Here is a 22,590-nt window from a genome sequence, read left to right as displayed (position 1 = left end):
ATGAACGCGCGCGACGAAGAACGGGCCGTGCTCGATGCGGCCATGCTGCGCCGCGCCCATGCCAGTGCGCTGGAACAGGGCCGCCCGCAGATGGCCGTGCTGCAGGAAACGGCGGCCCTGCCGCCCGAAGTGTTTTTGCGCCAGCTGGCCGCCCTGTTCCGCTACCCGGCCTGGACGATGGCCGAACTGCAGGCCGCCCTGCCCGCCTTTTCCCTGCTGCCCTACACCGATTGCGCCCAGCGCGACTGCGTGCTGCTGCAGCCCGATGCCCCGGGCGCGCCGCCCGTGCTCGTCATCGGCAATCCCTTCAGCGAGGACCTGCTGCAATGGGCCGACTTCGCCCTGTCCACGCCCTTCACGGTGGCGCTGGCGCATCCGGACGACCTGGTCGCCTACCTGCAGCAGCAGGAAAGCGTGCAGCAGGCGATGCAGGAAATGCAGCACGGTGATGATCTGCCGGGCCTCGACCAGAGCATCGAAGACATCTCGCTCATCCGCATCAGCGAAGACAGCAGCCCGGTCGTGAAACTGGTGAACTCCACCATCTACGATGCCCTGAAATTCCAGGCCAGCGACATCCACCTCGAATGCGACGTGGCCAGCCTGGTCATCAAATACCGCGTCGACGGCGTGCTGGTGCAGGCGGGCCAGGTGCAGGGGCTGCAGATGGCCGAGCAGATCATCTCGCGCATCAAGGTGATGGCCGACCTCGACATCGCCGAGCGCCGTATCCCGCAGGATGGCCGCTTCAAGGTGCGCGTAAAGGGGGCGGAGATCGACTTTCGCGTTTCCATCATGCCCAATATCTTTGGCGAGGATGCCGTGCTGCGCCTGCTCGACCGGCGCGCGCTGACGGAAGCGGCGCAGGCGCTGCGCCTGGAAAGCCTGGGCCTGAACGAGGACGCCATCGAACAGATCCGCCGCCTGGCCGCCAAGCCGCACGGCATGCTGCTGGTGACGGGCCCCACCGGTTCCGGCAAGACCACCACCCTGTATGCGGCCATCACGGAAATCAACACGGGCCGCGACAAGATCGTCACCATCGAAGACCCCGTCGAATACCGGCTGCCGCGCGTGCTGCAGATACCCGTCAACGAAAAGAAGGGGCTGACGTTCGCGCGCGGCCTGCGTTCCATCCTGCGCCACGATCCCGACAAGATCATGATCGGCGAAATCCGCGACGATGAAACGGCGCAGATCGCCGTGCAGGCGGCGCTCACGGGCCACCTGGTATTTACCACCGTGCACGCGAACAACGTGTTCGATGTGGTCGGCCGCTTCCTCCACATGGGCGTCGATGCCTACAGCTTTGCGGCGGCCCTGAACGGCATCGTGGCGCAGCGCCTGCTGCGCCTCAATTGCGCCCATTGCGCCATCGACGCCAGCGCCGAGGTGCTGGCCGACGCGCAGCAGCTGCGCGACAGCGGCCTGGCCCTGCATCAGGTGCAGGACTGGCAATTCATGGCCGGCAAGGGCTGCGGCCACTGCCGCGGCACCGGCTACAAGGGCCGCAAGGCCGTCGCCGAGGTCTTGATGCTCAGCGATACGATGCGCGAAATGATCTGCACGCGCGCGCCCCTGAGCCAGATGAAGGAAGAGGCGGCGCGCAACGGCTTCCGCCTGGCGCGCGAAGCGGGCCTCGACCTGGTGCGGCGCGGAGAAACCACTTTAGCGGAGCTCAATCGTGTCACTTATTGAACGCCTTACCCGCGCCACCGTGTGCCTGCACCTGGCCCCGCACGGGCTGCACGGCGTGCTGCGCCGCGCCGGCCGCCCCTTGCCCGACAGCGCCTTCCACCTGCCCATTGCGAATCCCGACGCCAGCTGGGAAGTCGCGCTGGCCGCCCTGCGCGGCTGGCTCGAACACGATGGCGGCAAAAAAATGCCGCTGGCCGTCAGCCTGGCCAGCCGCTGGTGCGCCATGCTGATGGTACCGTGGAGCGGTGCCTTGCTCGACCGGAGCAGCGCCCAGCGCTTCCTGCACAGCCAGTTCGGCGCCGTGTATGGCGAGGGTGCGCGCGCCTGGCGCCTGGCCGCCGACGACGCCCCATACGGCACGCCGCGCCTGGCCTGCGGCATCGATGCGGCCCTGCTGCAAGGCGTGCAGGACGCGGCGGCCGCACATGGCCGGCGCTGCCTGTCCATCGAACCGATCGCCGGACCGGCCTGGCGCAGCATCGCCGGTGCCAAGCCCGACGCCTTCGCCCTGGTGGAAGCGGGCCGGCTGCTGCTGGCAACGACGGGCGGCGGACGCATCACGGCCCTGCACAGCCAGTCCTGCGCCGCGGCCTGGGGCGACGAACTGGACCGGGCATGGCGGCGCTGGAACTTGCGCGCACCGCAGCTCGACGCCATCGAACACGTGACCCTGATCGACTTGAGCGGCGTGCCGCAGGCGAACGTGCCCGAACGCTTCGCGCCCATCGCCGTGGCCGGCCCCGCCCACCTGCTGCGGGAGGCCGCATGGGCCTGAGCCGCCTGGAATTCCTGCCGCCCGGCGCCGCGCAGACGTTCAAGGGCTGGCGCCTGGCCCTGTGCCTGGCGGGCGGCTTGCTGTTGCTGCCGGCCGCCGTGTACTGGCTGGTGCAGGCGCAGGAAACGCGGCGCCTGGAGGCGCAGCTGGCGCAGCTGCAGCCCGCGCGTCCCGTGCATGCTCCGCTCTCGGCGAACCAGCAGCGCGAGCGCGACCTCGAACTGAAACAGGTGGCCGCCGCCGTGCGCCAGCTCAACCTGCCCGTCACGCGCCTGGTCAGGACGGTGCAGGCGCCGCGCGACGTGCGCGTGGCCCTCCTGGGGCTGGACCTGAACGCGCAGCAGGGACAGGATGGCGCCAGCGTGCTGAAAATCGCCGCCGAGGCGGAAACCCCGCAAGACATGCTCAACTACCTGGCCTTCCTGAACCAGCAGCCCATGTTCAGTTCCGTGTATCTGCTCAAGCACGAGATGAACAGTCACGCGAACGCGCCCGCACACCCTTACCGTTTTCAGCTGGAGGCGCAATGGCGGCAATAAAACCTGTGTTAAAAGCCGGCACGCCCGTGGCCCGCGCACGCCTCCACTTGCATATGCCGCCGCGCGTGGCGTGGGAAGCGCAGCGTCTGTGGCGCATGCTGGGCTGGCCCAGCGCCATCGGCGCGGCAAGCCTGGCGCTGGCCGCCGTCGCCATGCAGCAGGGCGAGGCCCTGGCCGGACGCCAGCAGCCATTGCGCGCGCAACTGGCCGTGATGGCGAAACAGGCGGCGCTGCCGCCGGCGCCCGTCACGCTCGATGCCGACGCTGACAGCCTGGCCGCCTTTCACGCCTACCTGCCCGCGCACGACAGCATTCCCGAGCAGCTGAAGGCCTTGCTGGAAGCGGCGCAAAAGAGCGGCGTCACCCTGGCCAAGGCCGACTACAAGCCGCAGGAAGACGGCAACACGGCCTTTTTGCGCTACCAGATCACCTTGCCCGTGAAGGCCGAATACGCGCAGCTGCAAACCTTTATCGTCGACGCCCTGCAAGCGTTGCCCACGCTGACGCTCGACTCCGTGCTGTTCAAGCGCGAACAGATCGAGGCGGGCGAGATCGATGCACGCATCCAGTTCATCCTGCTGGTCAAGAAGCCGGAGGCGCGCCGATGAAAAAAGCCGTACTGGGGGGCGCCGCCGTGGCGACCTTGCTGGCCGCCCTCTTCGCCCCGGAGGACGAAGGCAGCATCGTGGGGCCGGCCACTGCCACGCCGCGCCAGGTGGAACGGGTGGCGGTCGCGCCCCTCGTCGTCGCCACTGCCGCTGCGCCAGCCAATCGCGCGCTGGCCATCGAACCGCGCCGGGGCCTCGATGACGAGGAAGCGGCCACCCTGTTCGCCAAGCAAAGCTGGCAGCCGGAGACGCCGAAAAAGATCATGCTCGACCAGCAGGCGGCGCAGGCCACGCGCACTGTCGCCGCCGTCGATGCGAACGCACCGCCACCTTTGCCCTTCCAGTTCCTTGGCCGTTTCGTCGACGAAGGCAAGGCCGCCTATTTCCTGCAGGCGGGCGAACGCAACGTGGTGGCGCGGCCCGGCGACACGCTCGAAGAGCGCTACCGCTTCGATGGCGTGGTGCAGGGCGCCCTGCAATTTACCTATCTGCCGCTCAACCTGAAACAGACACTCGCCGTAGGGGATATCAATTGAAACGACGCACACCACGTACTGGCATTACCCTGCTGCCGATGCTGTCCCTGCTGGCCGCCTGCGCCGGCAACCAGGCCTATACCGACGGCCAGGCCATGCTGGGCGCCGGCCGCACGGAACAGGGCCTGGCCCTGCTGGAACAGGCGGCGCAGGCCGAACCGACCAACGCCAAGTACCGCATCGCCGTCACCAACGGCAGGATGCGCGCGCTGAACAACCTCAATGGCCGCGCCGAGGCGCTGCGCCAGCAGAGCAAGCTGCCCGAAGCGCAAGCGCTGTACCAGCAGGCGCTGGCGCTGGACGCCAGCAACGACGTGGCGCAGCGGGGCCTGGCCGGCGTGGCGCAGGATGAACGGCACCGCAAGCTGGTGCAGGAGGCGCAGTCCAGCTACCAGCGCGGCGGCGAAGCGAATGTCGCGCAGGCGCAGGAAGCCTTGCGCCAGGTGCTGCAGGAGCGTCCCGCGCAGCGCGAGGCGCTGGCCCTGAACGGCCGCATCGGCGACGAGCTGGCCAAAAGCCGTCCGGCCGGCGGCAAGCTGGCGGCTGCGTACCGCAAACCCGTGACCCTGGAATTTCGCGACGCGCCCCTGCGCTCCGTGTTCGATCTTCTCAGCAAGGTGTCAGGCCTGAACTTCGTCTTCGACAAGGAGGTCGACCCGGCCCTGCGCGCCACCATTTCCGTGCGCGACACCAGCATCGAGGAAGCGATCGCCATGCTGCTGGGCGCGAACCAGCTCGAGCAAAGCGTCACCAGCGACAAGTCGATCACGATCTACCCGAACACGCCGCAAAAGGTAAAGGATTACCAGCAGCTGGTGGTACGCACTTTTTTCCTCGCCAATGCGGACGTCAAGACGGTGGCGTTCTCCATCAAGACCCTGCTCAAGGCCAAGGATGTCGTCACCGACGAGCGCCTGGGCATCATCATGCTGCGCGATACGCCGGAAATGGTGCGCATGGCCGAGCGCATCATCAACGTGCAGGACCTGGCCGACCCGGAAGTGATGCTGGAAGTCGAGGTGCTGGAAGTCAAGCGCACGCGCCTGATGGAACTGGGCGTGCGCTGGCCCGACCAGGCCAGCCTGACCCTGGCCGGCGTCGCAGGCAGCACGGGTGGCCTGGGCGGCCTGAAGGTGGCGGACCTGCACCGCATCAATGGCGACAATATCAACCTGGGCATCGGCGGCGTCACCCTCAACGCCAACAAGACGGACAGCGACAGCAATATCCTGGCCAACCCGCGCATCCGCGTGCGCAACAAGGAAAAGGCGAAGATCCTCATCGGCGACCGCGTGCCCGTCATTACCGTCACGACGAACAACGGCGTCAGTTCCGACAGCGTCAACTACATCGACGTGGGCCTGAAACTCGACGTGGAACCGAACGTCTACCTGGATGACGAGGTGGCCATCAAGATCAACCTGGAAGTATCGAACGTCGTCAAGGAAGTGATCAGCAAAACGGGCACGCAGGCTTACCAGATCGGCACGCGCAGCGCCTCGACCGTGTTGCGTTTGAAAGATGGCGAGACGCAGGTGCTGGCGGGCCTGATCAGCGACGAAGACCGGGGCACGGCCAACAAGGTGCCCGGCGTGGGCGAGCTGCCCGTGCTGAACCGCCTGTTCGGCAGCCAGAAGGACGACGCCATGCGCAGCGAGATCGTGCTGTCGATCACGCCGCGCCTGCTGCGCAGCATCCGCCGCCCCGACCTGATGACGGCCGAATTCAACTCGGGCACCGAGGCGTCCGTGGGCGGGCGCGCCAGCGTGGGCGGCACGCCGGAAGCCATCGCCGCGCCCGAGCAAGCCCCTGCGCGCGCAGGCTCGCCCATGACGGGCGGCGACGAGGCGCCCGCGGCAGGCGACAAGTCCGGCAAAGGTGGCCAGTGAGGTGGCCAGTGAAAGAGCGGGGCTTTACCTTCATCGAACTGATGATCACCCTGGCCATCATGGCGACGCTGGCCACGGTGGCCGTGCCGATGGCGCAGGTGGCCTTGCAACGGGCCAAGGAGCAGGAACTGCGCAGCGCCCTGATCGAGATGCGCGAAGCGATCGACGCCTACAAGCGCGCGTCGGACAATGGCCGCATCAAGCTGTCGCTGGGCGCATCGGGCTATCCGAAAAAACTCGAGGAACTGGTCGAGGGCGTGCCCGACCAGCGCAGCCCGTCGAAGCAGAACATCTACTTTTTGCGCCGCCTGCCGCGCGACCCGTTCCAGCCCAGGGAAGCCGGCAGCGCGGCCGACAGCTGGAGCAAGCGCGCCTATGCCTCGCCGCCCGACAATCCCAGCGAAGGCGAAGACGTGTTCGACGTCGCCTCGCGCTCGACCAAGGTGGGCCTGAACGGCGTGCCGCTCAATCAATGGTGACCGCCATGCATACCCCGACCATACGCCGCGGCTTTACCCTGGTCGAACTGCTGGTGGTGCTGGCGATCATCTCGCTGCTGCTGACGATCGCCATCCCCCGCTATTTCGGCTCCGTGGAAAAGTCGAAGGAAGTCGCCCTGAAGGAAAACCTGCAGGTGCTCAGGAGCGGCCTCGATAAATACTATGCCGACAAGGGAGAATACCCGGCCGCGCTGGCCGACCTGGTGACCCACCATTACTTCCGCAGCGTGCCGCTGGACCCCGTCACGGAGTCGGCCGCCACCTGGCAGCTGATCCCTTCGCCCAATGGCGAGATCGGCGGCGTGGCCGACGTGCGCAGCGGCGCCAAGGGCAAGACGCGCGAGGGCATTCCGTTTGAACAGCTCTAGTTTCCGGCGCCGCGCACGGGGCTTCGCGTATATCTGGACCCTGATGCTGGTGGCATTCATGGGCGTGGGCCTGGTGCTGGCCAGCGAACTGTTTGCCACGGCCGCGCGGCGCGAGAAGGAACGCGAGCTGCTGTTCATCGGTCATGAATTCCGCAACGCGCTGGGCCGCTACTACGACAGCACGCCGGCCGACGGGCGACCCCGCTATCCCTTGACCCTGCAGGAACTGCTGCGTGACCCGCGCTTTGCCAACGCCCGGCGCCATTTGCGCCGCCTGTATGCGGACCCCGTCACGGGCAAGGCGGAATGGGGCGTGCTGCGGCAGGAGGGACGCATCGTCGGCATCCATTCGCTGTCGCCGCAGCTGCCCATCAAGCAGGACAACTTCCTTGACGAAGACGCCAGCCTGCGCCGCAAGCAGCGCTACGCCGACTGGCACTTCACGTATCCGCACGACCTGGTGCTGGCTCCGCCCGACGCGGCCGGCGGCGCGCCCGGCCTCAAGCCGAAAGGCGCGAACTGATATCATGCCCGCATTCCATATTCAGCATCGAGCAAAGGAGCAGGCATGAGCATAGGTGGCACTTCCATCGAACAGGCATTGGCATCGCTGTCGGACATGACGGGCGGCATGGTCGCCATCGGCAAGGACGAACATGCGCAACGCATCGCCAGGGCGCAAGCGTTCATGCGCGCACAGGGCATCGCCGCCATCTACCTGAACGCGGGCGCCAACCTCACCTATTTCACGGGCACCAAATGGTATGCCAGCGAACGCATGGTGGGCGCCATCCTGCCGGCCAGCGGCGAGATCGAATACATCGCCCCCGCCTTCGAGGAAAGCACCCTGCAAGGCTTCATGCTCATCGAGGGCAAGGTCAATTGCTGGGAAGAGCATGAAAGCCCGTACCAGCTGTTCGTCGACGTGCTGGCGCGCATGGGAATCGTCCAGGACGCGAATCGACCGCTACGCGTGGGCATCTGCGAAAGCGCCGCCTTCTTCATCTACGACGGCATCAAGCCGCTGGCACCCGGCTATGCACTGGAAAACGCGCGCACCGTCACCGCGTACTGCCGCAGCAGAAAATCACAGGCGGAAATCGCCCTGATGCAGCGCGTGATGGACATGACCCTGGCCGTGCACGTGGCCACGGCCAGCATGCTGTACGAAGGCATCACGACGGTGGAAGTGGAGGAATTCATCCAGCGCGCGCACCGCAAGGTAGGCGCGCCCCGCTCGTACTTCTGCATCGTGCTGTTCGGCGAGGCGACCGCCTACCCGCATGGCGTCAACTACGAGCAGACCCTGAAGGCGGGCGACACGGTGCTGATCGACACGGGCTGCCAGGTGATGAACTACATCTCCGACATCACGCGCACCTATGTTTTCGGACAGATCAGCGAGCGCCAGCGCAGCGTATGGAACAGCGAAAAGGCCGCGCAAGCCGCCGCATTCGCGGCCGCCCAACTGGGCGTACCGTGCGGCGACGTGGACCGCGCCGCGCGCGTCTCGCTGGAAGCGGACGGCTACGGCCCCGGCTACAAGCTGCCCGGCCTGCCGCACCGCACGGGCCACGGCATCGGCCTCGATATCCACGAGTGGCCTTACCTGGTGGGCAACGACACGACGCCGCTCGACGTGGGCATGTGCTTCTCGAACGAGCCGATGATCTGCATCCCCGGCGAATTCGGCATCCGCCACGAGGACCATTTCTACATGACGGAAAACGGACCGCGCTGGTTCACGCAACCGGCGCACAGCATCGACGATCCGTTCGGTTTGCGCACGTAAGCCGGCGCTCCTGTGTTGGATTACGCTGCGCTAATCCAACCTACACTGCTGTGTTGGATTACGCTGCGCTAATCCAACCTATACCGCCAATGCCCGGTAGGTCGGATTAGCGCGCAGCGCGTAATCCGACACAGCACCCTGCGCCAGCTTGAACACGGCCAGCGCCGTACCCAGCTGCACGGCCTGTTCCTGCAGCGATTCAGCCGCCGCCGACGCTTCTTCCACCAGCGCGGAATTCTGCTGCGTCATCTGATCCATGCTGCCGATGGCCACGCCGATGTCGCCGATGCCGGCACTCTGCGCCTGGCTGGCGGCACTGATCTCGGCCATGATGTCGGCCACCTTTTTCACGGAATCGACGATCTGGCCCATGGTCAGACCCGCCTCGTCGACCAGCTTCGAGCCGACATTCACCCTGGCCACCGAATCGCCGATCAATTGCTTGATCTCGCGCGCCGCTGCCGCGCTGCGCTGCGCCAGGTTGCGCACTTCGGACGCCACTACGGCAAAGCCCCGCCCCTGTTCGCCGGCGCGCGCCGCTTCCACGGCCGCATTCAAGGCCAGGATGTTCGTCTGGAAGGCGATGCCGTCGATGACGCCGATGATGTCGACGATGCGTTTGGATGCATCGTTGATCTCGCCCATGGTGGTGACCACCTGGCTGACCACCTGCCCGCCCTTCACGGCAACCGACGATGCCGACACCACCAGCGCATGCGCCTGGCCCGCGTTGGCGGCGTTGTCGCGCACGGTGGAAGTCAGGCTGTCCATGCTGCGCGCCGTCTGGTCCAGGCTGCCCGCCTGCGATTCCGTGCGCGCGGCCAGGTCCGCATTGCCCTGCGCGATTTCCGCGCTGGCCACCTGGATGGTTTCGGCCGACGCCTTGATATCGGAGACCATGCCGCCAAGCTTGGCGCGCATGTCCTTCAGCGCCGCCAGCAGGCTGTCCTGGTCGCCCGCCTCGGTCACGATGTGCATCGACAGGTCGCCATCGGCCACGGCGCGCGCGATCTGGCGCGCATATTCGGGTTCGCCGCCCAGCTGCTGCCAGATGGCGCGCACGACGAAATGCGACACGGCCACCAGGCAGACGATGACGGCCAGCGCCACGGCGATGCTGGTATTGAGCGCATTGCGCACATTGGCCGCGCTGCGTTCTATGCCCTGCCTGAACTGCGCTTGCGCCTGTTCGTTGGTCTTTGCCAGGTCGGCATTGAGCACCGCCAGCGCGCCCTGCATGCGCGCCACGGTCGCTTGCGGGTCGCCCTCTTCCATTTCCAGCATGATGCGCGCCGCGCTCAGTGCCGGCGCATAGTAGGCATCGAATTCCCTGGTCAGGCGCTGGCCCTGCTCGCGCTGGCCGGGAATCGCCGCAAAGGCGGCCAGTTTTTCGCGCAGCTTGACGGCCTGGCCGCCAACTTGCCCGATACGCTCCTTGTCGCCTTCGCTGACGGCGTCGCGCAGGGCGTCGCCCACGGCGGCCACGTCCAGAGTCAGCGACTTGGCCATGTCGAGCACGGGATAGTCGGCGCTTTCGGTAGCGTGGATGGAATTGAGCGTGGCCGTGGACAGATAGGCGCTGACGGCCAGCCCCAGCCCGAAAATCACGGCCGAGACGGCAGGCAGCGCCCATATCTTGCGTTTGATGCTCATTGCTGTCTCCTGATGGTATGTGTACCGGGCCGCCGCATGGCGTGCGGCCCGGGCCGGCTTTATGGCGCCGTCAGCACCACTTTGACGCTGGCGTCGACGGCACTCTTTTCGATATAGCCGATGGCTTTCGGATCGGCAGCCACGGCCTTCTTCACGTCGGCGCTATTGGCCACTTCCTTCGGCAAGGTGGCCTTGCCCGTGAAGACCAGCTTGGACCACAGGGCCTTCGCTTGCGACGGTTCCTTGTCCGTCACCTTCTTGTAGAACTCGGCGCGCACGGGGGCGCTTTCCGGCTGGTCGATCGGCGTCATGGCCGTCGATTTGCCGAGGAAGAATTGCGCCACCTGTTCATTCGTCATGGCGCCGGCGGCGCTTTTCGGATTGACCACCACGACCACTTCGGCCATGGCGGGAACGGCGGTCGACAGCGCCAGCAAGGCAGCCACATTCAAGATCAATGGTTTCATGCGGCGCTCCTCAGAAAACGAAATCGATGGCGGCGGCAGCCACCGTGACGGGACCATGGAAGCCCGGCTTGGCTTGCACGAACAGGCCAGGTCCATTCTTCGGCTTGATGCGGTCGATCTGCACTTTCAGCGCGGCCGAACGGTGGAAGTCCCAGCGCACGCCGATGCTGTCCGTCGATTGCTCGAGCTGGTTGCGCATGGTGGCCAGGGTCTCGACGCCGGCCGACAGGGCGCGCAGGGTCGGCGTACAGGCGGCCGGATAGCCGGCAGGGCAGGATGCCGGCACGGTGTTGTTCACGCGGCCATCGGCCTTCAGGCTGGCGTGGCTGTAGTAGGGCAGGAAAGCACCGATGCGGTAGCCGCCCATCACATACCACGAGGTGCTGTCGCTGACATAGCTGTCCGTCTTGCGCTTCGCATATTCCGACTGTAGCAGCACATTGTTCCAGTCCAGGCCCAGGCCCACGGAGGTAAACGACGCCTTCTTGTCCTTGACTTCCAGCGCATCGGCCAGGGCGCCCAGCTGGGCGATCCGGTAGCCGCTGCCGGCCGCGCGCAAGCTGCCCATCAAGGTGTTCAGGCTCGGTGAATCGTTGATCGTCAACCTGGTCTCGGCCCGGCCGAAGCGCACGGTGACGGGGCCATGTTCAGCCACCACGTTCAAGGCGACGATGGACTTGCCTTCCACCTGCACGGTCGAAGCGGGACCCGTGGCCAGGGTGGCCTTGGTACGGCCCAGCGCCAGCTGCGTGGTGATGCTGGTATCGCCCGCGCTGAACTGGTAGGTGCCGTCGATGCCATCGATGCTATTGAGGGGCACCTGCGAATACATTTCGCCGGGCGGGCGCAGCATGGTGTTGGCATAGCCCACGTTGCGATAATCGGAAATCATGAAGACGGGCAGGCCCATGCGGCCGACGCGCACGCTGAAGCTGTCCGATACCTTGGCCTTGGCGAAGGCCCACGCCAGTTCGGCGCCGACATCATCTTCGCCATCCTTGCGCGCCAGGCCCTGCACGGTGGCCGACAGCCACGGGTTGACGGTGACATTGGCTTGCAAGCCCAGGTTGGAATCGACGCCCGTGCGGGCGGTGCGGCCGGCGCCGGCAGCCTGGTTCGGGCGCGCGAACTGCGCGTTGTCCGTATCGGCCATGGTCAGGGCGGCCGTGCCGTAACCGCTGATCTTGACGGCGGGGCCAACGGCCTCTTCGGCGTAGGCATGGCTGATGGCCAGGGGCATGGCCAACAGGAAAATCAGGACGTGTTTATTCATAGTAATTAAATACCCGTAGCGGTGAACGTTAATCGTGGAATGGAACTCGCGGTCGAGGGTTCACCAGCCGCAAAAGGCCGGGTCCGTTTTTTTTCGCGCCACCATCGCCTTGGGCGTGCATGGCGACGTGACCAGTGAGTAAAACCATGCTACATAGAAAAGGTTTTACGTTGGAAAGTTTTCTTGCGGCAATGAGCGAATTCGCCGCTTTTGATGAAAAAAGCACGCGTTCTAGAGGGGTTTATCTAAATAGCACGCTGTGCAAAACCACACTTAGCCTATATTTTTCATACACTTATGGATAATTCAAGACCAAAAGAACCCCCATAAAAAAAGCGCCACCCGCGCGAAGTTCGCGGGTGGCGCCATTCACACCGGTCCTGCCGGAGACGCTTACTCTCGGACTTACTCGCGCTTGGAGACCAGGGTCAGAATGTCATAGCTGGCCACCAGTTCCTCGTTCTGGTTGGTCACCTGCACGTCCCACGCGACCACGCCCTGGCCCACGCCAAACACGTCCTTGCGGTTGCGGTCGACCTTGCGCTTGCACGTCAGGCGGGCGCGGATGGTGTCGCCAATCGCCACCGGCGCGACGAAGCGCAGGTTGTCCAGACCGTAGTTGGCCAGCACGGGACCGACACCGGGCGAGACGAACAGGCCGGCGGCGGCGGACAGCACGAAGTAGCCGTGGGCGATGCGCTTGCCGAACTGCGATTCCTTCGCCGCGATTTCATCGAAGTGCATGTAGAAGAAATCGCCCGAGATGCCGCCGAAGGCGACGATGTCCGCTTCGCTGACTGTGCGGCGGTGCGTGAGCAGCGAGTCGCCCGTCTTCAAATCCTCGAAGTGCTTGCGGAACGGGTGGATCGGGCTTTCGTTGACGTCCGCGCCGCGCACGTATTCGCCCGTGATGGCCGCCAGCATGGTCGGCGAGCCTTGCACGGCCGCCCGTTGCAGGTAATGGCGCACGGCGCGCACGCCGCCCAGTTCCTCGCCGCCGCCCGCGCGGCCAGGACCGCCATGCTTCAGCTGCGGCAGGGGCGAGCCATGGCCCGTCGAATCGACGGAAGCCACGCGCTCGAGCACGTGCACGCGGCCATGCGTAGCCGCCACCTGCGGCACCACGCGCGCGGCGATCTTCGGATCGCGCGTCACCAGGGTGCTCACCAGGCTGCCCTTGCCGCGCGCGGCCAGGGCCAGCGCTTCGTCGATATCGTGGTAGCCCATCATGGTGCTGACGGGGCCGAACGCTTCCACGTCATGCACGGCATCGTTGCCGAAGGCATCGCGGCACAGCAGCAGGGTCGGCGAGAAGAAGCTGCCGTCCTGCGCGCCATCGCCGAGCGGATTGAATCCGTCGGCCGCGCCGAACACCACTTCATTACCCTGCGACAGGGTGGCGACCCGTTCGGCCACGTCGTTCTGCTGCTCTTTCGACGCCAGCGCGCCCATGCGCACGCCTTCGATGGACGGGTCGCCCACCACCACCTTGGCCAGGCGCTCGCGCAGGCGCGAGCCGACGGCGTCCATCAGGTGCTCGGGCACGATGATGCGGCGGATCGCCGTGCACTTCTGGCCCGACTTGCCCGTCATTTCGCGCACGACTTCCTTGACGAACAGGTCGAATTCCACATCATCGGGCGTGACGTCCGGTGCCAGGATGGCGCAATTGAGCGAATCGGCTTCACCGTTGAAAGGCACGGACTGGGCGATCAGGTTGGAATTCGTGCGCAGCTTGGCGGCCGTGGCGGCCGACCCTGTAAACGTGACGAAATCCTGGCCATTCAGGCGGTCCAGCAAGTCGCCCGTGGAACCGATCACCAGCTGCAAGCTGCCGGCCGGCAGCAAGCCCGATTCATGCATCATGCGCACGACGGCCTGCGTCAGATAGCTGGTCGCCGTGGCCGGCTTGGCGATGCAGGGCATGGCCGCCAGGAAGCTGGGCGCGAATTTTTCCAGCAAGCCCCAGATGGGGAAGTTGAAGGCGTTGATATGCACGGCCAGGCCGCCGCGCGGCACCAGGATGTGCGTGCCGGCGAAACCGCCCTTCTTGCCCAGCGCGATCGCCGGGCCTTCATGCAGCACGTTCGACGACGGCAGCTCGTTGCTGCCCATGCTGGCGTAGGCGAACAGCGTTCCCGTGCCGCCTTCGATGTCGACCCAGCTGTCGGCGCGCGTGGCGCCCGACAGGTGCGAGATCGCATACAGTTCTTCCTTGCGCTCGACCAGGTACAGGGCCAGCGCCTTCAGGCGCGCGGCGCGCTGCTGGAAATCGAGCGCCATCAGGCCCGGCACGCCCGTCTTGCGCGCATACGTGACGGCTTCGTCGAAGTCGATCTTTTCCGCATGCGTGTGATAGATGACGCGGTTGTTCAAGGCACTGTGCAGGGGCACGGCGGCGCTTTCGCCCAGCCAGCGGCCGGCGATCAGGCTTTGCAGGGTGGATATGTGAGCCATGTGGTTTCTCCGTTAGGGGTCAGACCCGTCGGGTCTGACCCCAGCATTTAAAGGGTTAAAGGTTATTGCGCAGCAGCGTTCTTGTGCAAATGCAGCGGCAAGGCCGATTCGAAATTGAGGCGCTGGCGGTTCGCCTCGACTTGCGTCAGCGCTTCCACTTCGCGCATCGTCTGCATCGAGCGCACGGCAAGTTCGTGGTACTGGCCCGTGCCCGAGCTTTTCCATTTGATTTCATCGTCGGTCAGCGCGCGGATCACCTTGGCGGGCGTGCCCACCACCATGCTGCGCGGCGCGACGACCATGCCTGCCTTCACGAAACTCATGGCGGCGACGATGGATTCCTCGCCGATGACGGCGTTGTCCATCACCACGGCGTTCATGCCGACGAGCGCATTGCGGCCGATGCGGCAGCCGTGCAGCACGGCGCCATGGCCGATATGGCCATCGACTTCGACTACCGTGTCGCAGCCGGGGAAGCCGTGCATGACGCACGTGTCCTGCAGGTTCGCCCCCTCTTCCAGGATCAATCGGCCGAAGTCGCCGCGGATCGAAGCGAGCGGACCGATATAGCAGCGCGGACCGACGATCACGTCGCCGATCAGCACGGCCGACGGGTGCACGTAGGCGCTGGGGTGGACGACGGGGGTGACGCCGTTGATTTCGTAGACTTTGACCATGCAAACTCCTATTCATCTGCGCGCCATGCACGCTATTACTAGACGCAGCGGAAAACTGGGGTCAGACCCGGCGGGTCTGACCCCGGCCCTCCGCTGCTGTCTTCACATACCCAGGTACGCGCTCTGTACCTGCTCGTTGTGCAGCAACTCGGGACCGGGACCGGACAGGGTAATCGCGCCCGTCTCGATCACATAGCCCACGTCCGCGATCGACAGGGCCGCGTGCGCGTTCTGCTCGACGAGGAAGATGGTGATGCCCTGGTCGCGCAGCTCGGCCACGATGCGGAAGATTTCCGCGATCAGGAGCGGCGCCAGGCCCATGCTCGGTTCATCGAGCAGCAGCAGTTGCGGGCGGCCCATCAGCGCGCGCGCCATGGCCAGCATCTGCTGCTGTCCGCCGGAGAGCGTGCCGGCCAGCAGCAGGCGCTTTTCCTTCAGGATCGGGAACAGGCCGTACATGCGCTCCATGTCGCCCGCCACGTCCTGTGCGGGGCGTGTAAACGCGCCCAGGCGCAGATTGTCTTCCACCGTCATGGGGCCGAACACTTGCCGCCCTTCCGGCACCTGGCAAATGCCGGCGCGCACGCGCTTGTCGGCGCTCATGCGGCTCACGTCCTGGCCGGCGAAGGCGATGCTGCCGGCGCTGATCGGCTGCACGCCGGAGATCGCCCGCAGCAAGGTCGTCTTGCCGGCGCCATTGGCGCCCACCAGCGCCACCAGCTGGCCCTGGCGCACCTGCAGGTCGATGCCGTGCAGGGCCTGGATGCGGCCGTAATGGCTGGTCAGGCCGGCGATATCGAGCACCAGCGGTGTCTGAGGTTTTTCCATCTTCATCATGCCGCCACTCCCAGGTATGCCGCCACCACGTCGGGATTGGCGCGCACTTCGGCGGCGGTCCCTTCGGCCAGCTTCTTGCCATAGTCGAGCACCAGGATATGGTCCGACAGATTCATCACCAGTTTCATGTCATGCTCGACCAGCACCACCGTCACGCCCGATTGCGCCACCTTGCGGATCAGGGCTTCGATCTCGCCCGTCTCCGTGTGGTTCAGGCCCGCCGCCGGCTCATCGAGCAGCAGCACCTTCGGCTTGGCCGCCAGCGCACGGGCGATTTCCAGGCGTTTTAATGCGCCATACGACATCTGCCCCGCCTCGTCGCCGATGTGGCGGCCCACGCCGACAAATTCCATCAGGCCCGCCGCCTCGTCGCGGCAGGCCGCATCGGCGCGGCGCACGGACGGCAAACGCAGCATGGAGGCGAACAGGTTCTGGTTCAGGCGCAGGTGCGCGCCCACCATCACATTGTCGATGGCCGTCATGTTCATGCATACCTGCAGATTCTGGAAGGTGCGGCTCATGCCGCGCCGCGCCAGCGCATCGGGCGACATGGCGGCCACGTTCTCGCCATTGAGCAGGATCTCGCCTTTGGTCGGCGTATAGACACCGGTGATCAGGTTGAACAGGGTCGTCTTGCCGGCGCCGTTCGGCCCGATCACGGAGTGGATATTGCCTTCCTTGACGGTAAAGCTCACGTCCTGCACCGCATGCACGCCGCCGAAGCTCTTGCTCAGGTTGTTAATCGTCAGCATCTCACACCTCCCGTGCAGATTGAGGCGGTGCTTTCGGCGTGGCAGAACGCTTGCGCGAACGGCTGGCCAGGCTCGGCACCAGGCCCTTGGGCATGAAGATCATGGTCGCCATCAGGATCACGCCAAACACCACCGTTTCCCAGCCTTCAAAACTGGACAGCAGTTGCGGCAAGACCGTCAGCAGCGCGGCGCCGATGATGGAACCGAAGATCGACGCCATGCCGCCCACCACCACCATCGTCACCAGCTCGATCGAGTGGAAGAAGCCGGCCAGGTTGGGCGTGATGAAACCGATGTAATGGGCGCTGATGCTGCCCGCGATGCTGGCAATCACCGCCGACAGCACGAACACGCGCACCTTGAAGCGCGTCGTGTCGACGCCGACGACGCGGGCCGCCACTTCCGAACCGTGGATGGCCTGCAGCGCGCGGCCGACGGGCGAATCGATGAGGTTCAGGGCCAGCCACGTGACCAGCAACAGCAGCACGGCGCACACCAGGTACCATGATTTTTCGCCGGCGATTTCCAGGCCGGCGACACTGAAGGCGGAGACGCCGATGCCGTCCGGGCCGCCCGTCCATTGCGTCTCGTTGTTGATGACGATGGAAATGATGATGCCCAGTCCCAGCGTCGCCATGGCCAGGGTATGGCCCTTGAGTTTCAGTACGGGACGCGCCAGCAGCAGCGCCAGCAGGCCCGTGGCGACGGCGCCGGCGGCCAGGGCGGCCAGCGGCGGCCAGCCATAATGCGTGGTCAGCACGGCCGACGCATACGCGCCCAGGCCATAGAAGCCCGCGTGACCGAGGCTGATCTGGCCCGTATAGCCCATCAAGAGGTTCAGGCCGATGACGACGATGGCGTTCAGCGCGATGCGGATCGCCACGTCATAGTAGAACGCATTGCTGAGGAACAGGGGCAGGATGGCCAGCACCAGGGCCAGCACCAGCAAGCCGCCATGGCGCGAGCGGGTAAGGAAATTCTTCATACACGCTCCGAATTTTTAGCGCCAAACAAGCCTTGCGGCAGGAAGAACAGGATCAATAGAATCAGCACGAACGGCACCGCATCCTTGTAGGCCGACGAGATGTAGCCGGCCGTCATGGCTTCGGCGATGCCGAGGATCAGGCCGCCGGCAATGGCGCCCGCGCCGCCACCGAGGCCGCCGAGGACGGCGGCGACAAAACCTTTCAGGCCCAGCATGATGCCCGCGTCATACGAGGTATACGTGATCGGTGCGACGAGGATGCCGCCCGCCGCGCCCAGCAGGGCCGACAGGCCGAACGAGAACAGCAGCACCTTGCGCGTGTTGATGCCCACCAGTTGCGCGGCCAGCTTGTTGTGCGAGGTGGCCAGCATGGCCTTGCCCATCAGCGTGCGGCCGAAGAACCAGCCCAGCACCAGCACGATGACGACCGTCACGCCCAGCACCCACAGGCTTTGCGGCAGCAGGCTCGCACCCAGAAATTCGATCGGCGCGTCGCCGGAAAAGGCCGGCAGCGAGTGCGTATCCTTGCCCAGCCAGATTTGCACGAGACCGCGCAACACCAGCGAGGCGCCGATGGTGATGATCAAGAGCGTGATGACCTGCGCGTTTTGCGCCGGTTCGATCACGGCTTTTTCCATCAACAGGCCAACGATGCCGGTGGCGATGACGGCCAGGATGATGGCCAGCGGCAGCGGCACGCCGGCGGCCGACATCACGGCGGCCAGCATCCCGCCCAGCATGATGAATTCGCCTTGCGCGAAATTGATCACGCCGCTGGTGTTGTAGATGATGGTAAAGCCCAGCGCCGCCAGCGCGTAGGCGGAACCGACCGTCATCCCGGAATACAGAAATTGTAGAAATTGAGCGACTTCCATGGTGTCTCCATTATGTTCGGCTATGCGCGGGCCGCCTTCGAGGGCGGCCTCGCGCAGGTACTCTGGCTTACATCACTTCGACAATTGCCACTCGCCGTTCTTCACTTCCACCATGCGGAAAGCCGACAGGTCCAGACCCATGTGGTCTTTGGCCGACATGTTGAACACGCCGGTGGTGCCGACAAAACCCTTGGTCTGCTCCAGCGCCGTGCGCACTTTTTCGCGGTCCGTGCCGCCGGCGCGCTTGATGGCGTCCACCGACAGGTTCAGGGCGTCGAGCGCATAGCCGCCAAAAGTCGACGGATCGATCTTGTAGCGCTCTTTATACGTCTTGTCGTAGCCGACGACGACTGCCTTTTGCGCGTCGCTGTCGGGCAGCATGGCGCCGATCAAGAGGGCCGGCGTCGGCAGACGCACGCCTTCGGCAGCCTTGCCCGACAGCTTCAGGTATTCGTCCGACGCCACGCCATGCGACTGGTACAGCGGCAGCGCGGCCATGCCCAGCTGGCCGTAGTTCTTGGTCACGACCGCCGGGCCCTGGCCCAGGCCGAAGACGAAGACGGCCTGCACGCCAGCCGTATTCTTGATGCGCGTGAGCTGCGCCGTGATGTCCGTGTCTTTCGGGCCGTAGGTTTCATCGGCCACCAGGGTGATGCCATATTTGGAAGCGACGATCTGCGACTCCTTGCGGCCCGAGGCGCCGAAGCCGCTCGTTTCCGACAGCAGGCCCACCTTGCTGATGCCGCGCTTCTTCATGTCCTCGAACACCTTTTCGGCCGCCATGCGGTCCGTATGGGGCGTCTTGAAGACCCATTTCTTGACCGGATCGATGATCACCACGGCTCCCGCCAGCGAGATGAACGGCATGCTGGCGCGCTCCACCAGCGGCGCCATCGCCATCGTCGCGCCGGTGGTGGTGCCGCCGATCAGCACGTCGACCTTGTCCGACTCGATCAGGCGCTTGGTAAAACCGTTGGCCTTGGCCGCATCGCTGCCGTCGTCGTAATGCACGAGTTCCAGCTTGCGTCCCAGCACGCCGCCGGCCGCATTGATTTTCTCGATATACAGCTGCAGGGTTTTCAGTTCCGGGTCGCCCAGAAAGGCGGCCGGGCCCGTGACGGACAGCACGGAACCGATCTTGATGTTGTCGGCCGCGTACGCACCCGCGGCAGTCATGGTCAGCACGCCGGCGATCAGGGTTTTCTTGAAGATATTGGCAATCATTATGGTCTCCACCAGGTTGGCACTACGGTCAATTATGGTTGGCGCTTTTTTGCAAGCCTGCGCCTTTTTTGTTGTTTTACTTTTTTATACGCGTTCAATGACGACAGCAATACCCTGCCCCACGCCGATGCACATGGTGCACAGCGCATAGCGCCCGCCCGTGCGTTCCAGCTGGTTCAATGCAGCCATCACCAGGCGCGCGCCCGATGCGCCCAACGGATGGCCGATGGCAATCGCCCCGCCATTCGGGTTCACGTGGGCCGCATCGTCGGCCAGGCCCAGGTCGCGCGTGACGGCCAGCGCCTGTGCAGCAAACGCTTCATTGAGTTCGATCACGTCCATCTGTTCGATGCCCAATCCCGTCTGCGCCAGTACCTTGCGCGATGCCGGCGAGGGACCGAAGCCCATGATGCGCGGCGCCAGGCCCGCCGTGGCCATGCCCAGCACCTTTGCGCGCGGCGTCAATTTGTATTTATCCACGGCGGCGGCGGACGCCAGCAAGATCGCGCAGGCGCCGTCGTTCAAGCCCGAGGCATTGCCGGCCGTGACCGTGCCATCCGCTTTCACCACGCCTTTCAGTTTCGCCAGCATTTCCAGCGAGGTGTCCGGACGCGGATGTTCATCCATCGTCACCATCTTCGGCTCGCCCTTTTTTTGCGGCACGGCGACGGGCACGATTTCGCGATCGAACACGCCGGCCGCGTTGGCGGCGGCCCAGCGCTGCTGACTGCGCAAGGCCAGCGCGTCCTGGTCGGCGCGGCTGATGCCAAATTCCACGGCCACGTTTTCCGCCGTTTCCGGCATGGTGTCGATGCCGTACTGCGCCTTCATTTTGCCGTTGACGAAGCGCCAGCCCAGGGTCGTGTCTTCGATTTTCGCCGCGCGCGAGAACGCGCTGTCGGCCTTGCCCATCACGAAAGGCGCACGCGTCATGCTTTCCACGCCGCCGGCGATGATCAGCTCCGCCTCGCCCGCCTTGATCGAGCGGGCGGCCATGCCCACGGCGTCCAGGCTGGAGCCGCACAGGCGGTTGATGGTATTGGCCGGCACTGCCGCCGGCAAGCCCGCCAGCAGCGCGGCCATGCGGCCCACGTTGCGGTTGTCTTCGCCCGCCTGGTTGGCGCAGCCGTAGAACACGTCGTCGATGGCGGACCAGTCGACGGACGGGTTGCGGGCGATCAGCGCGGCGATCGGCAGCGCGCCCAGGTCGTCGGCGCGCACGCTGGACAAGGCACCGCCGTAGCGGCCGAAAGGTGTGCGCACGGCGTCACAGATAAAGGCTTCGTTCATGTTTGCTTCCTTGTTCGGGCTATCAGGAGAAAATCTTCGGGCGCTGGTCGACCACGCGGCGGGCCTTGCCCGTCAGCGTGCGTTCGATGCCGGCGGCGGCCACCAGGCGCACGCGCGTGCTCACGCCCACGTGCGTCTTGATGCGGTGTTCCAGCTCGCGCGCCAGGGCATCCGTTTCGCTGGCCGAGATGGTGGCCGTCAGGTCGATGCGCAGCTCGGCGATCACTTCGAGCTTGTCGAGGTGGCCGTCGCGCGTGACCACCAGCTGGTACTGCGGCGCCAGCTTCGGCATTTTGAGGATCAGCTCTTCGATCTGCGTGGGGAAGACGTTCACGCCGCGGATGATCAGCATGTCGTCGGAGCGGCCCGTGATCTTGCCGATGCGGCGCATGGCCCGCGAGGTCGGCGGCAGCAAGCGGGTCAGGTCGCGCGTGCGGTAGCGGATGATGGGCAGCGCCTCTTTCGACAAGGAGGTAAACACCAGTTCGCCCTCTTCGCCGTCCGGCAGCACTTCGCCCGTTTCCGGATCGATGATCTCGGGATAAAAATGGTCTTCCCAGATGACGGGACCGTCCTTGCTCTCGATGCATTCGGACGCCACGCCAGGCCCCATCACTTCGGACAGGCCGTAGATGTCGACGGCGTCGATGCCGGCGCGCGCTTCGATTTCCGAACGCATGGCGTCCGTCCACGGTTCGGCGCCAAAGATGCCCACCTTCAGCGACGATTCGGCCGGGTCCAGGCCCTGGCGCGTGAATTCCTCGATGATGTTGAGCATGTACGACGGCGTGACCATGATGATGGACGGCTTGAAATCCTGGATCAGCTGCACCTGCTTTTCCGTCTGCCCGCCGGACATCGGGATGACCGTGCAGCCTAGGCGCTCGGCGCCGTAGTGCGCGCCCAGGCCGCCCGTGAACAGGCCGTAGCCATACGAGATATGCACCATATCGCCCGCGCGGCCGCCGCCGGCGCGGATCGAGCGCGCCACCACGTTGGCCCAGGTGTCGATATCGTTCTGCGTGTAGCCGACCACCGTGGCCTTGCCCGTGGTGCCGCTCGAGGCGTGGATGCGCACCACCTGCTCGCGCGGCACGGCAAACAGGCCAAACGGGTAATTGTCGCGCAAGACTTTTTTGTCCGTGAACGGGAATTTGGAAAGATCGGACAAGGATTTGAGATCGTCCGGATGCACGCCCGCTTCGTCAAAAGCGGCACGGTAATGTGGCACGTTGTCATACGCGTGCTTGAGTGTCCATTTCATGCGTTCGAGCTGCAGCGCCTGCAGTTCATCCTTGCTGGCGCGCTCGATCGGCTCGAGGTCATTCGGGGAAGGCGTACGTTGGACCATCATTGTCTCCTCTAGTAACGCCTGACCAAACCTGCTGCGCGTCG

22 protein-coding genes are annotated in these 22,590 nt (G+C 65.2%); 10 read left to right on the top strand and 12 right to left on the bottom strand.

The genetic code is table 11. The features are described 5' to 3' along the window. The 10 genes from AC1Q6X_RS14805 to AC1Q6X_RS14760 are packed head-to-tail and all read left to right on the top strand — an operon-like array spanning window position 1 to window position 8,705. Window positions 1-1,698, top strand: coding sequence for a GspE/PulE family protein (locus AC1Q6X_RS14805; RefSeq protein ID WP_492497685.1), 1,698 nt, complete (start codon window positions 1-3; stop codon window positions 1,696-1,698). After that, window positions 1,685-2,473, top strand: a complete 789-nt coding sequence (locus tag AC1Q6X_RS14800; protein WP_492497684.1) for a hypothetical protein — start codon at window positions 1,685-1,687, stop codon at window positions 2,471-2,473. The genes AC1Q6X_RS14805 and AC1Q6X_RS14800 overlap by 14 nt, the downstream gene beginning before the upstream one ends. Then, window positions 2,464-3,012: a hypothetical protein gene (locus tag AC1Q6X_RS14795; RefSeq protein WP_492497683.1), complete on the top strand. Its 549-nt coding sequence runs from the start codon at window positions 2,464-2,466 to the stop codon at window positions 3,010-3,012. The genes AC1Q6X_RS14800 and AC1Q6X_RS14795 overlap by 10 nt, the downstream gene beginning before the upstream one ends. After that, window positions 3,000-3,620, top strand: coding sequence for a hypothetical protein (locus AC1Q6X_RS14790; RefSeq protein ID WP_492497682.1), 621 nt, complete (start codon window positions 3,000-3,002; stop codon window positions 3,618-3,620). The genes AC1Q6X_RS14795 and AC1Q6X_RS14790 overlap by 13 nt, the downstream gene beginning before the upstream one ends. After that, window positions 3,617-4,156, top strand: coding sequence for a hypothetical protein (locus tag AC1Q6X_RS14785; protein ID WP_070224261.1), 540 nt, complete (start codon window positions 3,617-3,619; stop codon window positions 4,154-4,156). The genes AC1Q6X_RS14790 and AC1Q6X_RS14785 overlap by 4 nt, the downstream gene beginning before the upstream one ends. Further along, on the top strand, window positions 4,153-6,045 hold the full coding sequence (locus AC1Q6X_RS14780; RefSeq protein WP_492497681.1) for a secretin GspD/PilQ domain-containing protein: 1,893 nt from the start codon (window positions 4,153-4,155) through the stop codon (window positions 6,043-6,045). The genes AC1Q6X_RS14785 and AC1Q6X_RS14780 overlap by 4 nt, the downstream gene beginning before the upstream one ends. Next, on the top strand, window positions 6,042-6,524 hold the full coding sequence (locus AC1Q6X_RS14775; protein WP_492497680.1) for a type II secretion system protein: 483 nt from the start codon (window positions 6,042-6,044) through the stop codon (window positions 6,522-6,524). Before AC1Q6X_RS14780 ends, AC1Q6X_RS14775 begins: the two co-directional genes overlap by 4 nt. A gap of 5 nt (window positions 6,525-6,529) precedes the next feature. Beyond that, window positions 6,530-6,913 (top strand): type IV pilin protein, encoded by a 384-nt coding sequence (locus tag AC1Q6X_RS14770; protein WP_230502007.1) that lies wholly within the window; start codon window positions 6,530-6,532, stop codon window positions 6,911-6,913. After that, complete coding sequence (locus AC1Q6X_RS14765; protein ID WP_492497679.1) at window positions 6,900-7,436, top strand: type II secretion system protein; 537 nt, start codon at window positions 6,900-6,902, stop codon at window positions 7,434-7,436. The genes AC1Q6X_RS14770 and AC1Q6X_RS14765 overlap by 14 nt, the downstream gene beginning before the upstream one ends. Window positions 7,437-7,481: 45 nt before the next feature. Then, window positions 7,482-8,705: a M24 family metallopeptidase gene (locus tag AC1Q6X_RS14760; RefSeq protein WP_492497678.1), complete on the top strand. Its 1,224-nt coding sequence runs from the start codon at window positions 7,482-7,484 to the stop codon at window positions 8,703-8,705. Window positions 8,706-8,783: 78 nt separating this feature from the next. Here the strand turns inward: AC1Q6X_RS14760 and AC1Q6X_RS14755 are convergent, their stop codons facing one another. From AC1Q6X_RS14755 to paaK, 12 genes are all read right to left on the bottom strand, one after another. After that, window positions 8,784-10,358, bottom strand: coding sequence for a methyl-accepting chemotaxis protein (locus AC1Q6X_RS14755; RefSeq protein ID WP_492497677.1), 1,575 nt, complete (start codon window positions 10,356-10,358; stop codon window positions 8,784-8,786). A gap of 59 nt (window positions 10,359-10,417) precedes the next feature. Continuing rightward, the gene (locus AC1Q6X_RS14750) at window positions 10,418-10,825 is read right to left on the bottom strand and encodes a type 2 periplasmic-binding domain-containing protein (protein WP_070224256.1); all 408 of its coding nucleotides are present in this window, start codon (window positions 10,823-10,825) and stop codon (window positions 10,418-10,420) included. Window positions 10,826-10,835: 10 nt separating this feature from the next. Beyond that, on the bottom strand, window positions 10,836-12,098 hold the full coding sequence (locus AC1Q6X_RS14745) for a hypothetical protein (RefSeq protein WP_070224255.1): 1,263 nt from the start codon (window positions 12,096-12,098) through the stop codon (window positions 10,836-10,838). A 405-nt stretch (window positions 12,099-12,503) separates the two neighbouring features. Next, window positions 12,504-14,555, bottom strand: a complete 2,052-nt coding sequence (gene paaZ, locus AC1Q6X_RS14740) for a phenylacetic acid degradation bifunctional protein PaaZ (RefSeq protein ID WP_492497676.1) — start codon at window positions 14,553-14,555, stop codon at window positions 12,504-12,506. Between the two features lie 62 nt (window positions 14,556-14,617). Then, window positions 14,618-15,232, bottom strand: a complete 615-nt coding sequence (paaY, locus tag AC1Q6X_RS14735) for a phenylacetic acid degradation protein PaaY (RefSeq protein WP_492497675.1) — start codon at window positions 15,230-15,232, stop codon at window positions 14,618-14,620. 102 nt (window positions 15,233-15,334) lie between these two features. Beyond that, window positions 15,335-16,066: an ABC transporter ATP-binding protein gene (locus AC1Q6X_RS14730; protein ID WP_070291038.1), complete on the bottom strand. Its 732-nt coding sequence runs from the start codon at window positions 16,064-16,066 to the stop codon at window positions 15,335-15,337. After that, on the bottom strand, window positions 16,066-16,821 hold the full coding sequence (locus tag AC1Q6X_RS14725) for an ABC transporter ATP-binding protein (RefSeq protein WP_070224251.1): 756 nt from the start codon (window positions 16,819-16,821) through the stop codon (window positions 16,066-16,068). The genes AC1Q6X_RS14730 and AC1Q6X_RS14725 overlap by 1 nt, the downstream gene beginning before the upstream one ends. Window position 16,822: 1 nt before the next feature. Next, a complete protein-coding gene (locus tag AC1Q6X_RS14720; RefSeq protein ID WP_070291037.1) occupies window positions 16,823-17,806 on the bottom strand; it encodes a branched-chain amino acid ABC transporter permease in 984 nt (327 codons plus the stop codon). Continuing rightward, window positions 17,803-18,681 (bottom strand): branched-chain amino acid ABC transporter permease, encoded by an 879-nt coding sequence (locus AC1Q6X_RS14715; RefSeq protein WP_070224249.1) that lies wholly within the window; start codon window positions 18,679-18,681, stop codon window positions 17,803-17,805. The genes AC1Q6X_RS14720 and AC1Q6X_RS14715 overlap by 4 nt, the downstream gene beginning before the upstream one ends. 72 nt (window positions 18,682-18,753) lie before the next feature. Beyond that, window positions 18,754-19,905, bottom strand: a complete 1,152-nt coding sequence (locus AC1Q6X_RS14710) for an ABC transporter substrate-binding protein (protein ID WP_070291035.1) — start codon at window positions 19,903-19,905, stop codon at window positions 18,754-18,756. Window positions 19,906-19,989: 84 nt separating this feature from the next. Further along, window positions 19,990-21,195 carry a 3-oxoadipyl-CoA thiolase gene (gene pcaF, locus AC1Q6X_RS14705; RefSeq protein ID WP_492497674.1) on the bottom strand — a complete coding sequence of 402 codons (1,206 nt, stop codon included), beginning with the start codon at window positions 21,193-21,195 and terminating at the stop codon, window positions 19,990-19,992. Window positions 21,196-21,217: 22 nt separating this feature from the next. After that, on the bottom strand, window positions 21,218-22,546 hold the full coding sequence (gene paaK / locus AC1Q6X_RS14700) for a phenylacetate--CoA ligase PaaK (protein WP_230502666.1): 1,329 nt from the start codon (window positions 22,544-22,546) through the stop codon (window positions 21,218-21,220). Window positions 22,547-22,590: the final 44 nt, after the last annotated feature.

It is taken from the genome of Janthinobacterium sp. GW823-FHT06H09 (assembly GCF_058794735.1).
The sequence above is the reverse complement of the archived record's forward strand: the minus strand, read 5'-3'. Positions and strand labels throughout refer to the sequence as shown.

Bases quoted from the DNA above. Each gene is read 5' to 3' on its own strand.
- pcaF (WP_492497674.1), bottom strand. From the start codon at position 21,195: ATGAACGAAGCCTTTATCTGTGACGCCGTGCGCACACCTTTCGGCCGC.
- paaZ (WP_492497676.1), bottom strand. From the start codon at position 14,555: ATGGCTCACATATCCACCCTGCAAAGCCTGATCGCCGGCCGCTGGCTG.
- AC1Q6X_RS14795 (WP_492497683.1), top strand. From the start codon at position 2,464: ATGGGCCTGAGCCGCCTGGAATTCCTGCCGCCCGGCGCCGCGCAGACG.
- AC1Q6X_RS14755 (WP_492497677.1), bottom strand. From the start codon at position 10,358: ATGAGCATCAAACGCAAGATATGGGCGCTGCCTGCCGTCTCGGCCGTG.
- AC1Q6X_RS14730 (WP_070291038.1), bottom strand. From the start codon at position 16,066: ATGAAGATGGAAAAACCTCAGACACCGCTGGTGCTCGATATCGCCGGC.
- AC1Q6X_RS14720 (WP_070291037.1), bottom strand. From the start codon at position 17,806: ATGAAGAATTTCCTTACCCGCTCGCGCCATGGCGGCTTGCTGGTGCTG.
- AC1Q6X_RS14785 (WP_070224261.1), top strand. From the start codon at position 3,617: ATGAAAAAAGCCGTACTGGGGGGCGCCGCCGTGGCGACCTTGCTGGCC.
- AC1Q6X_RS14715 (WP_070224249.1), bottom strand. From the start codon at position 18,681: ATGGAAGTCGCTCAATTTCTACAATTTCTGTATTCCGGGATGACGGTC.
- AC1Q6X_RS14745 (WP_070224255.1), bottom strand. From the start codon at position 12,098: ATGAATAAACACGTCCTGATTTTCCTGTTGGCCATGCCCCTGGCCATC.
- AC1Q6X_RS14750 (WP_070224256.1), bottom strand. From the start codon at position 10,825: ATGAAACCATTGATCTTGAATGTGGCTGCCTTGCTGGCGCTGTCGACC.
- paaK (WP_230502666.1), bottom strand. From the start codon at position 22,546: ATGGTCCAACGTACGCCTTCCCCGAATGACCTCGAGCCGATCGAGCGC.
- AC1Q6X_RS14725 (WP_070224251.1), bottom strand. From the start codon at position 16,821: ATGCTGACGATTAACAACCTGAGCAAGAGCTTCGGCGGCGTGCATGCG.
- AC1Q6X_RS14760 (WP_492497678.1), top strand. From the start codon at position 7,482: ATGAGCATAGGTGGCACTTCCATCGAACAGGCATTGGCATCGCTGTCG.
- AC1Q6X_RS14805 (WP_492497685.1), top strand. From the start codon at position 1: ATGAACGCGCGCGACGAAGAACGGGCCGTGCTCGATGCGGCCATGCTG.
- paaY (WP_492497675.1), bottom strand. From the start codon at position 15,232: ATGGTCAAAGTCTACGAAATCAACGGCGTCACCCCCGTCGTCCACCCC.
- AC1Q6X_RS14710 (WP_070291035.1), bottom strand. From the start codon at position 19,905: ATGATTGCCAATATCTTCAAGAAAACCCTGATCGCCGGCGTGCTGACC.
- AC1Q6X_RS14790 (WP_492497682.1), top strand. From the start codon at position 3,000: ATGGCGGCAATAAAACCTGTGTTAAAAGCCGGCACGCCCGTGGCCCGC.
- AC1Q6X_RS14770 (WP_230502007.1), top strand. From the start codon at position 6,530: ATGCATACCCCGACCATACGCCGCGGCTTTACCCTGGTCGAACTGCTG.